This window comes from Comamonas sp. C24C (assembly GCF_053345995.1).
In genome coordinates this window covers 359,053-370,642 of record NZ_JBKFBC010000004.1, presented here as the reverse complement: position 1 = coordinate 370,642, position 11,590 = coordinate 359,053, and the positions used below count along the sequence as shown (strand labels likewise).

Sequence of the window (11,590 nt, the reverse complement as noted above, 5' to 3'; positions counted from 1 at the left end):
GCCGAGTGGCGTGCCGAGCAGCAGGCCAAGGCCGCAGCCGAAGCCCCCCCCGAGCGTCCAGGCCAGATCAGCCTCGCAACGAACAAAACCGCCAAGGCAGCCTGAGCTGCCCGGGTCAGAACAAGAGATTCATCATGAGTATCGAAATTCGTAATGTCAGCAAGCAGTTTGGCGATTTTCAGGCCCTGCGCGATGTGAGTCTGGATATCAAGTCGGGCGAGCTGATCGCCTTGCTCGGCCCTTCGGGCTGCGGCAAGACCACGCTGCTGCGCATCATCGCGGGTCTGGAGACGGCCGATGTGGGCAGCATCCACTTCAGCGGCGAAGACACCACCGATGTGCATGTGCGTGATCGCAATGTGGGCTTTGTGTTCCAGCACTATGCGCTGTTCCGCCACATGACCGTGTTCGAGAACGTGGCCTTCGGCCTGCGTGTCAAGCCGCGCAAGGAGCGCCCCAGCGAAGCAGTCATCAAGGAAAAGGTCATGAAGCTGCTCAAGCTGGTGCAGCTGGACTGGATTGCCGAGCGCTACCCGTCGCAGCTCTCGGGTGGTCAGCGTCAGCGTATCGCGCTGGCCCGCGCCCTGGCCGTCGAGCCCAAGGTGCTGTTGCTTGACGAGCCCTTTGGTGCGCTGGATGCCAAGGTGCGCAAGGAACTGCGTCGCTGGCTGCGTCAGTTGCACGACGAGTTGCATGTGACTTCCATCTTCGTGACCCACGACCAGGAAGAGGCCCTGGAAGTGGCGGACCGCGTGGTGGTCATCAACCAGGGCAAGATCGAACAGGAAGGCACGCCCCAGCAGGTCTGGGACAACCCGGCCACCCCGTTTGTCTATGGCTTCCTGGGTGACGTGAATCTGTTCAAGGGCCGCGCCAGCGACGGCCGGGTCTATCTGGACGAAGGCATGCAGCTTGACAGCAGCGATGCGCGCGGTGCCCAGGACAGTCAGGCTTTTGCCTATGTGCGACCCCATGATCTGGAAGTGGAGCGCTATTCCCCTGGCCAGAATCTCGACGCCCAAGGCCGTCCCACAGGCATCGTGGCCCAGCTTTCGCGCGCCATTGTGGTCGGCCCCATCGCAAGGCTGGAACTTATTCCCTCCGAGACCACACCAAACGCCAGCCATGCCGGTGAGGACGGGTTGATTGAAGCCCAGATTCCCGCACAGCAGTTCAAGGACATGGGTCTGCGCGAAGGTGAAACCCTGGTGGTGACACCGCGCCGGGCCAAGGTGTTTCTGGATGAGGCGGCCGGGATTTGACCCCCCCTGAGGCGCTATGCGCCTTTCCCCTGTCTTAGGGGGATGACAGAGTCGCCGCGAGGCGGCTCTGGCTTGCAGTCTTCTGCGAAGGAGTCATGCAGGCATCAGAGGGCGTTATCCTTGGTGCTGGCATGATTTAGAAATTTCGCAGAAAGATAATGATGCTTCAATGGTTTGAAACTGCGCCGCGGCGCATCCTGGCGCTGATCAGCGTCGCCTGTGTTGCCATGCTGGCGTTTGGCCTTTACCTGCAGCATGTGGTGGGTCTGGAGCCTTGCCCCATGTGCATCGTGCAGCGATATGCACTGATTTTGGTAGCTATCTTCACAGGACTGGCAAGCGTTAGAGGCCAAAAAGGCTGGTGGATGAGTTTTGGCATTCTGGCTCTGTTGAGCAGCGGTTTCGGCGCGTTCGTGGCAGCACGTCAGAGCTGGCTGCAGTGGTATCCCCCCGAGTTTGCGACCTGCGGCCGTGACTTCTATGGAATGATCGAGCACTACTCCTTCAGCCGCTCCATTCCCATGATCTTCCAGGGCTCGGGCGACTGCGCCGCCATTGACTGGACTTTGCTGGGCGGCTCCATTGCCAACTGGTCGTTTGTCTGCTTTGTGGCGTTTTTCGTGATTCTGGCGGTGCTGCTGTTCAAGGGCGCGAAGCGCTGACTCTTGTTGACGGCAATGAAACAAAAACCCCGGAAAGCGCAAGCTGCCGGGGTTTTTTGATGCTTGTCAAACGCGTGCCACCGCTGTCAGTCAAGCGTTCGCAGCCATGGCTGCGGCATCAGAGGCTTTCCACGTTCTCGCCCACAAAGGTCGGTCCCTTGCTGCCTGGAACCCAGCCCGGATAGGTTTCCATGACTTCGGCAAACAGGGCCGAGTCGATCCAGCGCTGCAGCCAGTGCTGGAGATGAGGCCAGGGCTGCTCGTTCCACTGCACTTCGTCGATGCGCGCGTACTGCCTTACAAAGGGGCGTAGTGCCATATCGGCCAGGCTGGGGTTCAGGCCGAACAGATAGCCGGTTTCCTCGAGCTGATCGTTCAGGGCCGCCAGCCAGGTCAGCGCATCGGCCTGGGCCTGGTTCACGGCCTCGGCGTCATGGCGCTCGGGGTATTTGCAGCGGTCAAGAGCCTGTTTGAAGAAGCCGTCATTGCGCTCGATCAGGGCCAGCATGTCTTTCAGGCTGCCATGCGTGGGTTGCAGCCAGCCGTCGGGGTCGTTGCCGCGCAGCGCATGCAACATCACCTCGAGGCTCTGATCGATGACTTTGCCATCCTGCAGCACCAGCACGGGCACAGTGCCCTTGGGCGACGCGTCGAGCAGCGCCTGCGGCTTGTTGCGCAGATTGATTTCACGCAGTTCGCAAGCCAGGCCCGCGTGCGCCAGCGCCAGACGGGCGCGTATGGCATAGGGGCAGCGGCGGAAGGAGTAAAGGACGGGCAGGGTGGCGGCGGCAGTCAAGGCAGGTGTCTGATGAAATAAATAAAACCAAAGCGCCATGGCGCTTGCTGGGCGTGTACTTTACCCGTTGCCCTGAAGCCATGCATACCTGTGCGGCTTGGCGGCTGCGGAGGACTCATGGATTGATAGCTTGAAGCGCTTGGCAGGAAAAGGTTTGAGCCATTAAAGAGCGCTGGTTTCAGTCGGTTTGCAGCTGGGTCATCAGCCAATGTCTGAAAGTCTGCAAGGCGGAGCTGGCCTGGCGTGACTTGAGATAGGTCAGCCAGTAGGCGCCGGTATCGACCTCGTGGGCAAAAGGGCGCACCAGCCGGCCTTGCTGCAGCATGTGCTCGAACATGCGCGCGGGCAGCAAGGCAATGCCTGCGCCCTGGGCGGCGGCCTCGGCCAGCGTCAACGAGGAGTCGAACATGGCTCCGCGTGCCAGCGGGGCAGTCTGGTCCAGGCCGGCAAACCATCCTTCCCATTCCTGGGTGCGATAGGAGCGCAGCAGGGTTTGCCGGGCCAGGTCGGCAGGCTCGCGCAGCTGCTGTGCCAGCATGGGGGTGCACATGGGAGAGAGCGGAGCGCGCAGCAACATCTGTGCATGCGTGCCATGCCAAGCACCGTCGCCAAAGCGCACGGCGGCGTCCAGTCCTTCGCCAGCCAGATCGACGCGATTGTTATTGGTCAGCAGCCGGAGGTCTATATAGGGATGCAACTGCTGGAACTGGCTTAGCCTGGGAATCAGCCAGCCGATGGCAAAAGTGCCGACCACGCCCACACTCAGGATTTCGCGTGGCCGCGGCTCCGCCACCTGCTGCAGCGATTGTTCTATGCGCTCAAAGCTTTGCGCCACCACAGGCCACAAGGCCTGGCCTTCGTCGGTCAGGGCCAGACCGCGGGGCAGGCGGCGAAACAGCGGCTTGCCCAGGCGTTCTTCGAGATTGCGGATATGTTGGCTGACGGCAGCCTGCGTCACATGCAGCTCCTGTGCGGCGCGGGTCAGGCTCAGATGGCGTGCCGCCGCATCAAACATGCGCAAGGCGTTCAGTGGAAGCTGCATGGGACGATAGAGGTAAAAGTTTTTCTAATGGATGGCGTCAATTATTACTGCTGGTTCACCTGAATACAGCGCTATATGCTTCAAACCATCACAGTTAACTACAAGAGGATCTTATGCAACGACGCAGCATGCTGACAACAGGACTGGCCTTGGGTCTGGGGGCCTGGGGACTGAGCGGCTGTGCTTTTATCTCCAAGCAGCAAGCTGCGGCGGCGAGAACATTGAGCGACGAGCTGGCGGCGCTGGAAATTCAGTCTCAGGGCCGGCTCGGCCTGCATGTGCTGGATACCGTCAGCGGCGCCGAGGCAGGCTGGCGCGGCGACGAGCGCTTTCCCATGTGCAGCACCTTCAAGACCTTGCTGGCCGCCCGCGTGCTCTATCTGGCTCAAAGAGACGAGATTCGTCTGTGGCGAAAGCTCTATTACTCTCCTTCCGAGGTCGTGGCGTGGTCGCCGATATCCGAAAAGCGGGCGGGAGCCAATGGGGGCATGACGGTTCAGGAGCTGTGCGAAGCGATGGTCGTTATCAGCGACAACACGGCAGCCAATGTGATGCTGGAAGCCAGTGGCGGGCCGGTAGCGCTGACGCAATGGCTGCGCGAACTGGGTGACGGCACCACCAGACTGGACCGCAACGAACCTTCGCTGAACACTGCGCTGCCCGGCGATGAGCGCGACACCACGACGCCACAGGCCATGGTGCAAAGTCTGCAGAAGCTGCTGCTGGGCGATGTGCTGGAAGGCTATGCCCGTGCACTGCTGCAGCAATGGCTGGCGGACAGCCGTACCGGCGACAAGCGCGTGCGTGCCGGCATGCCGGGCGACTGGAAGGTGGGCGGCAAGACGGGCAGCGGCGAGAGGGGCACGGCCTGCGACACGCTCATCGTCTGGCCTACCGCGCAATCTGCGCCGCTGCTGGTGGCGGCCTATCTGACCGGTAGCCCTCTCGATGGGGCAGGGCGTGAAGCCGTGCTGGCCAAGGCTGGCGAAGCGATCAAGCGCTGGTATTACGCGATCTGATCAGCGACGGAGCCGCAGGTTCACAGCTTGTCGCGGCGCTGGCTCTGCATTAATGCGACGAGGCTTTAATATTCGTCATTCAATGAGATTGATTCTCATTTTCTGATAGAGTCTGCGCTTTCCCGCTCCGTCGCTGCATGCTTTGCAGCTGATTCCAGAGCCTGGGCGGCATGCCTCGCAAGAGGTCGAGGTGTACCCGTGGTTGCGCACTATTACGCAGAACTCGTCAGTTTCTTTGCTCGCTCACTCAATAGCCGGGATGCGGCCGCGGATGTGGTGCAGGAAAGCTATGCCCGCGTATTTGCCATGCAGTCGCGAGATCTTGCAATACGGGACTTGCGCGCGCTGCTGTTTCGCACCGGCAAGAACATCGTGATCGACGATGCGCGCCGCCGCACTGCCGAAGCCCGCATGCTGCAGACCCTGGCCGTGGTGGCTGCAGATGAAGCCCCCTCGCCCGAGCGTCAGGTGCAAGGGCGGCAGCAACTGGCCCTGCTGTCTCGCCGTTTGCAAGCCATGCCGCGCAAGCGCCGCGAGGTGTTTGTGCTGGTGCGCATCTATGGCTTCAGCCATGCCGAGGCCGCAGCCCATATGAATATCAGCGAAGCTGCCATCGAAAAGCATGTGGTGCGCGCAGTGTGCGATTGCATGGGGCTAACCTCATGAGTGCCGACGCTTTCTTCGGCAAGCCGGATCGCAAGCGCCTGGAGCACGCCTTGTTGCTGATTGCGCGCCAGCATGGCGCAAGTCCTGATGTGGCGCAGGCTGCAATGGAGGCGCTGGCGCGCTGGCGTGCCAGGGAACCTGCGAACGAGCAGGCGGCGCAGGCGGCCATGGCAGGCTGGGCAGCGACACAAGGCAGTGCCTTGCAGGGCGAGATGCCTTTGCCTGCGACTCATTCGGCGCGTCTGCAGCAGAGCCGCCGTCGTGCGCTGTCCGTGCTGGGGGTGGCTGGTGTGGCGGGGCTGGCCGGCATGCTTGGCCGCTGGCAGTGGCTGCAGCCAACGGAGCAGATGGCGCTGCATACAGGCCATGGCCAGCAGCTGAGCCGCCATCTTCCCGACGGCAGCCAGCTTGATCTGGCGCCAGGCACCGATGCATCGGTGCTGCTGTATCGCCAGCGTCGCGAGGTTCATCTCCAACAGGGCGAAATCCGGCTCAACGTAGCCCATGACGCAGAGCGTCCCCTCGAGGTGCACACGGCCCTGGGCCGCGTACGTGTGCTGGGCACGGTTTTCTCCGTGGCGTTGCGGCCTGCCGGCCTGCAGGTCAGCGTTGCTCAGGGACGTGTGGCAGTGTGGAAGCAGGGCGGCATGGCCGATCGGCCCCCCGACGCGCTCCTGGCCGCAGGCCAGGGCTTGCGCCTCGATGCTAGCGGCCAGCTTGCCCCTTACTCCCTGAACGCGGCGGATGTGGGCGCCTGGCGCGAAGGCTGGCTGGTGTTTGACCACACGCCACTGCCCGAGGTCGTGGCGCGCTGGAATGACTACCTGAACCAGCCGATGGTGCTGGACGATACAGCTTCTCTGCAAGCGCTGCGGCTGACCGGCAGCTTCAAGCTGCGCGAGCCTGCCATCTTCATCGCTAGCCTGCCGCGCTCCCTGCCCGTGCGGGTGCAGTCGCTGCCCGACGGCAGAGTCGCCATCCACCGGCGCTGACGGCAGGCCTGGCAGGCTGAAAATTTTTTGTCCGGTACAAGCCGTTTCATGCGTCTTCACTGTGAAAGCACTTAGACAAGCAATTCACAGGATGCATTTGATGAAAAGAAATCACTCTCATTTTTCTTCTTGGCAAGGGGAGGGTATGGCTGCGGGTTCGCATTGCGGCAGTCTGCGTAGCGTGGCTCTGGCCAGTGCCATGGCTTGTCTGGCCTGGTCAGGTCTGGCGGTATTGCCGACGGCTCATGCCCAGAGCGCCAACAGCCAGACGGCCATGTCCACATCGCACAGCCTGAGCTTGCCTGCGCAGCCCCTGGGACAGGCATTGAATGCACTGGCCCGCACCTGGGGGGTGTCGGTTTCGGTCGACGCAGCCTTGGTGGAGGGCCGCACAGCGCCGGCGCTGCAAGGCGTTCAGACCTTGAACGAGGCGTTGGCAAAGGCGCTGGCTGGGAGCGGGCTGGAAGCTGTCCCTGTCGGGGCGGCCATCACCGTGCGCCGCCACAGCAGCCAGACCGGCATGCTGGGCGAGGTGACGGTGACGGCCCAGGCTGAGCGCGAAGCCACAGAGGGCAGTGGCTCGTATGCCGCCTCATACGTGTCCCTGGGCAAAGGGCAGGACATCCGCGAGACACCACAGTCGATCTCGGTGGTGACGCGCCAGCGCATTGAAGATCAGGCCATGAGCAACGTGGGGGAAGTGATGCAGCAGACCACCGGCGTGACGGTGGACTATGGCGGCGCGGGTGGACTGGGTGGTGCGGCCACCAAGTTTCTGTCGCGAGGCTTCGAGATCAGCAATGTGCAGATCGACGGTGCCAGTGTGGACGCATTCAGCCAGCAACTGTTCGACCCCAATCTGGCCATGTATGACAGTGTGCAGGTGGTGCGCGGCGCCAATGGCCTGTTCAGCGGCAATGGAGAGCCCGGCGGTGCCATCAATCTGGTGCGCAAGCGTCCTACGGCGCAAAAGCAGATTCTGGGCTCGGTGGGCGTCGGCAGCTGGAATCGCAAACAGGCCGAGCTGGATGTGGCGGGCCCGTTGAATGAAGCAGGGAGCCTGCGAGGTCGTGCCGTGCTCGCGCATTCAGACAAGAACTTTTTCTATCGCGGAGCGGATTCGCAAAACAGCTTGCTCTACGGCATTCTGGAAGCCGATGTGACTAGCTCCACGCGTGTGAGCCTGGGAGCCAGCTACGACAAGCTCAAGGCCACTCCCTGGCGCGAAGGCCTGCCGCGTGCCGCCAATGGCGACGATCTGAAGCTGTCCCGCAAAACCGCGCTGATGGCGGGCTGGAGCCACTACGACAAGAGCGCCAAGGAGATTTTTGCGCAGGTCGACCAGCAACTGGCGGGGGACTGGAAGCTCAAGGCTCAAGTCAATTATCAGAAGGTGGACAGCGATTCACGGCTGGCCAGCCTCAGCGGAGCCGTTGACCCTGCAACAGGTCTTGGCGCCAACTGGACCGGCTTTTCCAACGACTTTCGTTCGGAGAAAAAAAGTCTGGATGTGCATGCCAGCGGCTCGTTTTCGCTGTTCGGCCGCAAGCACCGTTTGCTGCTCGGCGCGGACTGGAGCAAGGTCCGTGACGATCAGGACACCTATTACTCCGAGATGGATACGCCGCTGTCGCTGACCAATGTCTATGAGTTCGATCCCGGCCGAATTCCCTCGGCGGCAAGCGAGCGCAAGACACGCAGCTATCCCGGCTACGGTGCCACGCAAAAAGGCTTTTACGGCCGTGCCAATCTGAGCCTGACGGATCAGCTCACTGCCATTGTCGGAGGGCGTTATGCCAGCTACTCCTATGACACGCCGTATATCAACTACAACGCCGACGGCAGTGTTAGGGCCAGCGGCCGCGAATACTACAGCGAAAGCGGCATCTTCACACCCTATGCGGGCCTGGTGTATGACCTGGGCAAGCAGTGGACAGCCTATGGCAGTGTGACCGAGATCCACAAGTCGCAGGCCAATATGCTGGCAGGCCCTGCACCGGGGGCGGCGCTGGATCCGATCAAGGGCCGCAGCTTCGAGCTGGGCGTGAAGGGAGAGCTCGCCGAGGGCAAGCTCAATACTGCATTTGCTCTCTACCGGATAGAGCGCAAGGGCCAGGCGGTGCGTGATCCGCGCTATCCGGAAACCGATGTCGGCAACCTGGGCCTGAGCTGCTGCTATGTGGCCCAGGGCAAGATCATCAGTCAGGGCCTGGACATGGAAGTCACCGGCCAGCTGGCGCAGGGCTGGCAGTTGTTTGCCGGCTATACATACAACCACAATCGCAACAAGACCGACCCGTCGCAGCTGGTCTATAGCTCCATCACGCCCAAGCATCTGCTCAAACTCTGGAGCACCTATCAGCTGCAGGGCCAGCTCTCGCCCTGGACCGTGGGCGGCGGCGTGACACTGCAAAGCGCCACCTATGTCAGCGGGACGGCCAACAGCTACAACCCGGCATCGGGCCGGTACGATGGCGGTGCCGTTCCCTTCCGCTTCACTCAGGCCGGCTACGCCGTCTGGGGTGCCAGCGTGCAATACCGCATCAATCGCAACTGGTCGGCTGCACTCAATGTGCACAATCTGTTCGACAAGACGTACTACAAGACGGTTGGAACCTCGGGCAGCGGCAACTGGTACGGCGAGCCGCGCAGCGTGCTGCTGACCTTGCGTGGCGCATTCTGAGCGGGCTGACATGAGCGGCAAGCCAGCATCTCAGCCCGGACTTCGCCAGACCATGTCATGGCTGCACACCTGGTGCGGCCTGGTGTGCGGCTGGCTGCTCTGCGCCATTTTTCTGACGGGCTCGATCAGCGTGTTCCGTGAACCCATCACGCTGTGGATGCAGGCCGTGCCACTGGAAGGCAGCGGCCAGCAGCCGCTTTCTTTGAACGAGCGTCTGCAGGTCTTGCGGCTGGCCGAGCTGCACCTGAGCAAGACGGCGCCGGATGCCGGTATCTGGCGCATCGGTCTGCCGCTGCAGACCGGCGAGGGCGTCAAGGTATTTGCGCGTTCTCAGGACGGCAAGGTGCAGGCCAGCCTGCATGCGCTGACGGGCCAGGTCCTGCCTGAACCCGCTCTGCGTCAGACCGAAGGCGGCCGGCACTTCATGTCCTTTCACTATTCTCTGCAGGGCGGTATCGCGGGCTTCTGGGTGGTGGGGCTGGTATCGATGTGCATGATGGTGGCGCTGGTTTCGGGCGTGATCGTGCACCGGCGCATCTTCCAGGACTTCTTCACCTTCCGGCCCGGCAAGGGGCAGCGTTCCTGGCTGGATGCGCACAACGCATCGGCCGTGCTCACGTTGCCGTTTCTGTTCATGATCGTCTACACCGGACTTGCGCATTTCTACACCAGCTATATGCCCTGGCCGCTGCAATCCCTGTATGGGCAGGAGCGCTCGGCCTACAGCCGCTACGAGTCCGAGCTGAAGGCCAGGCCGGAGGTGAAAGCGGCTTCAGATGTGCCTGCCATTGCCGGTGCGGATCTTGTCGGCCTCGCGCAGCAGGCCCAGTCCTTGCTGGCGCAGCCTGTGATGGAGGTGTTGGTGCAGCGACCCGAGCACGGCCGGGCCACGGTGGGTTTCATGGAGGGCAAGCCGGATACGGCGGCGACGCGCCAAATGGTCAATGTCGCCAATTCGGTGACCTTCGATGCCGTCGACGGCCAGCTGTTACTGCAGCCCGCCAATCCGCCGTCCAGTAGTTTTGCAAGCGATACCCATCCCGTCATCAGCGCGCTGCATCTGGTCACCTTTGGTGGCTGGACGATGAAGTGGCTGTACTTTGTTCTGGGTCTGATCGGCACCGCGATGATTGCCTCCGGATCGATATTGTTTGCGGTCAAGCGTCGAGCAAAAAGTGGTAACGAATAGGGCCTGGCAACGCATTCCATCTACCGCTGTATCGACGCTCTCAATGTGGCAGCGCTGGCAGGCTCGGCACTGGCGTCGATTGCCTATCTCTACGGCAACCGCCTGCTGGCGCTGGAGCTGCGCTCCGGCTGGGAAATCCGCGTGTTCTTTGCCATCTGGGCATTGAGCCTGCTGCATGCGCTGCTGCGCACAACGTACAAGGCATGGCGCGAGCAGCTATGCGCTCTGGCCTTGCTATGTCTGGGCTTGCCGCTGCTCAATGCCATCACCACAGGCCAGCACCTGCTGCTGTATCTGGCGCAGGGCGACGGCCGGCGAGCCGGGCTGGAGCTGACCTGCATGGGGTTGGGCCTGCTGGTGGCTTGGGGGGCATGGCGGCACGAAAAGTCGCGGCGTAGCAAGAGCGTGCGGCAGCCGCGTGCGGCCCGTGGCGCGATCTCAGGAGGTCTCATATGAAAGCGGCTGCAATGACCCAGGAACAGACCAGGCGCTATCGCTGGGCCGTGCTGCTGCGCGCGCTGATGGCCACGCTGGGCGGCTATGCGCTCACGGCGTTGACCTGCGCCGTGCTGGCCCATGCGCTCGTGGCCGTGGGGGTCATGCAGCGTGCACCTGCCGTGTTGCTGTCCACCTTGCTCAGCTTTGTGATCTACACCGTAGTGGCGCTCTGGGCCTTCCATGTGCGCAGCCTGCCGAGAGTGGCGACAGGGATGGCAGGCTGGGCTGCCGTGATGGCGGTCGCGCTGCAGGCGCTGAAAGGACTGGCATGAGTTTCTGGCCGGTGATGATCTGCGTTCTGGCGCTGTGCCTGGCAGGCATGCTGGTGCTGAGCCAGGCCATGGACAGGCATTGCCATCAGATCGTATCGCGGAGTGAGCCCGGGTCTGTGCAGCGGGCCTTGCTGCGCGTGACGGGAGCGGCGCTGATGATGGTGGCTCTATGGCTCTGCACAGGTTGCTGGGGTAGTGCGGTGGGAATAGTCGTCTGGCTCGGCTGCCTGAGTCTGGCCGCGCTGGCCGTCGCATGGCTGCTGGCCTATATGCCTAGGCGTGGCGCAGTGCTTGCGGTCATGGGCGGCCTGGCCGCCTTGGCGTGGACGATTCTGACGGAACCGATGCGATGACAGCGGCCGCTCGGGGATAGACCGGGGCGGTCTATTTGCCCAGGGCAGTCCGCCTGGTTCTGGTGTGGGTTCCAGGCTCGTGCCGCCATTCGGCACACCTGCGGTACAGGCCGTTGTGGACATTGCCAATCTGCGCAGCCCTGCAGCTGGCGCAGA

The 11,590-nt window shown here is 62.5% G+C and carries 12 protein-coding genes; 10 read left to right on the top strand and 2 right to left on the bottom strand.

The genetic code is table 11. From position 1 onward, the window contains the following. Positions 1–134 precede the first annotated feature (134 nt). Both ACLBXN_RS10445 and ACLBXN_RS10440 read left to right on the top strand, forming a co-directional pair. A complete protein-coding gene (locus ACLBXN_RS10445) occupies positions 135–1,262 on the top strand; it encodes a sulfate/molybdate ABC transporter ATP-binding protein (protein ID WP_003055644.1) in 1,128 nt (375 codons plus the stop codon). 161 nt (positions 1,263–1,423) lie between these two features. After that, positions 1,424–1,924, top strand: coding sequence for a disulfide bond formation protein B (locus ACLBXN_RS10440; protein ID WP_029158687.1), 501 nt, complete (start codon positions 1,424–1,426; stop codon positions 1,922–1,924). Positions 1,925–2,042: 118 nt separating this feature from the next. Here ACLBXN_RS10440 and ACLBXN_RS10435 read toward each other — a convergent pair whose 3' ends face one another. Both ACLBXN_RS10435 and ACLBXN_RS10430 read right to left on the bottom strand, forming a co-directional pair. Further along, positions 2,043–2,759: a glutathione S-transferase gene (locus tag ACLBXN_RS10435; protein WP_447612082.1), complete on the bottom strand. Its 717-nt coding sequence runs from the start codon at positions 2,757–2,759 to the stop codon at positions 2,043–2,045. Positions 2,760–2,898: 139 nt separating this feature from the next. Continuing rightward, a complete protein-coding gene (locus ACLBXN_RS10430) occupies positions 2,899–3,762 on the bottom strand; it encodes a LysR family transcriptional regulator (RefSeq protein ID WP_447612081.1) in 864 nt (287 codons plus the stop codon). A 113-nt stretch (positions 3,763–3,875) separates the two neighbouring features. Between ACLBXN_RS10430 and bla the strand changes: the two genes are divergently transcribed. From bla to ACLBXN_RS10390, 8 genes are all read left to right on the top strand, one after another. Then, a complete protein-coding gene (gene bla / locus ACLBXN_RS10425) occupies positions 3,876–4,781 on the top strand; it encodes a class A beta-lactamase (protein ID WP_447612080.1) in 906 nt (301 codons plus the stop codon). A 198-nt stretch (positions 4,782–4,979) separates the two neighbouring features. Further along, a complete protein-coding gene (locus tag ACLBXN_RS10420; protein ID WP_447612079.1) occupies positions 4,980–5,447 on the top strand; it encodes a sigma-70 family RNA polymerase sigma factor in 468 nt (155 codons plus the stop codon). Then, positions 5,444–6,439 (top strand): FecR family protein, encoded by a 996-nt coding sequence (locus ACLBXN_RS10415; RefSeq protein ID WP_447612078.1) that lies wholly within the window; start codon positions 5,444–5,446, stop codon positions 6,437–6,439. The genes ACLBXN_RS10420 and ACLBXN_RS10415 overlap by 4 nt, the downstream gene beginning before the upstream one ends. Before the next feature lie 145 nt (positions 6,440–6,584). Then, positions 6,585–9,122, top strand: a complete 2,538-nt coding sequence (locus ACLBXN_RS10410; protein ID WP_447612077.1) for a TonB-dependent siderophore receptor — start codon at positions 6,585–6,587, stop codon at positions 9,120–9,122. Between the two features lie 52 nt (positions 9,123–9,174). Beyond that, the gene (locus ACLBXN_RS10405; protein ID WP_447612076.1) at positions 9,175–10,311 is read left to right on the top strand and encodes a PepSY-associated TM helix domain-containing protein; all 1,137 of its coding nucleotides are present in this window, start codon (positions 9,175–9,177) and stop codon (positions 10,309–10,311) included. A gap of 45 nt (positions 10,312–10,356) precedes the next feature. Then, a complete protein-coding gene (locus ACLBXN_RS10400) occupies positions 10,357–10,767 on the top strand; it encodes a hypothetical protein (RefSeq protein WP_447612075.1) in 411 nt (136 codons plus the stop codon). Further along, positions 10,764–11,081 carry a hypothetical protein gene (locus ACLBXN_RS10395; RefSeq protein WP_447612074.1) on the top strand — a complete coding sequence of 106 codons (318 nt, stop codon included), beginning with the start codon at positions 10,764–10,766 and terminating at the stop codon, positions 11,079–11,081. The genes ACLBXN_RS10400 and ACLBXN_RS10395 overlap by 4 nt, the downstream gene beginning before the upstream one ends. Next, positions 11,078–11,434, top strand: coding sequence for a DUF3325 domain-containing protein (locus ACLBXN_RS10390; protein WP_447612073.1), 357 nt, complete (start codon positions 11,078–11,080; stop codon positions 11,432–11,434). The genes ACLBXN_RS10395 and ACLBXN_RS10390 overlap by 4 nt, the downstream gene beginning before the upstream one ends. Positions 11,435–11,590 lie beyond the last annotated feature (156 nt).

Excerpts from the sequence above, each read along its gene's own strand:
- ACLBXN_RS10410 (WP_447612077.1), top strand. The coding sequence starts at position 6,585 with ATGGCTGCGGGTTCGCATTGCGGCAGTCTGCGTAGCGTGGCTCTGGCC.
- ACLBXN_RS10415 (WP_447612078.1), top strand. The coding sequence starts at position 5,444 with ATGAGTGCCGACGCTTTCTTCGGCAAGCCGGATCGCAAGCGCCTGGAG.
- ACLBXN_RS10430 (WP_447612081.1), bottom strand. The coding sequence starts at position 3,762 with ATGCAGCTTCCACTGAACGCCTTGCGCATGTTTGATGCGGCGGCACGC.
- bla (WP_447612080.1), top strand. The coding sequence starts at position 3,876 with ATGCAACGACGCAGCATGCTGACAACAGGACTGGCCTTGGGTCTGGGG.
- ACLBXN_RS10390 (WP_447612073.1), top strand. The coding sequence starts at position 11,078 with ATGAGTTTCTGGCCGGTGATGATCTGCGTTCTGGCGCTGTGCCTGGCA.
- ACLBXN_RS10405 (WP_447612076.1), top strand. The coding sequence starts at position 9,175 with ATGTCATGGCTGCACACCTGGTGCGGCCTGGTGTGCGGCTGGCTGCTC.
- ACLBXN_RS10395 (WP_447612074.1), top strand. The coding sequence starts at position 10,764 with ATGAAAGCGGCTGCAATGACCCAGGAACAGACCAGGCGCTATCGCTGG.
- ACLBXN_RS10435 (WP_447612082.1), bottom strand. The coding sequence starts at position 2,759 with ATGGCGCTTTGGTTTTATTTATTTCATCAGACACCTGCCTTGACTGCC.
- ACLBXN_RS10445 (WP_003055644.1), top strand. The coding sequence starts at position 135 with ATGAGTATCGAAATTCGTAATGTCAGCAAGCAGTTTGGCGATTTTCAG.
- ACLBXN_RS10440 (WP_029158687.1), top strand. The coding sequence starts at position 1,424 with ATGCTTCAATGGTTTGAAACTGCGCCGCGGCGCATCCTGGCGCTGATC.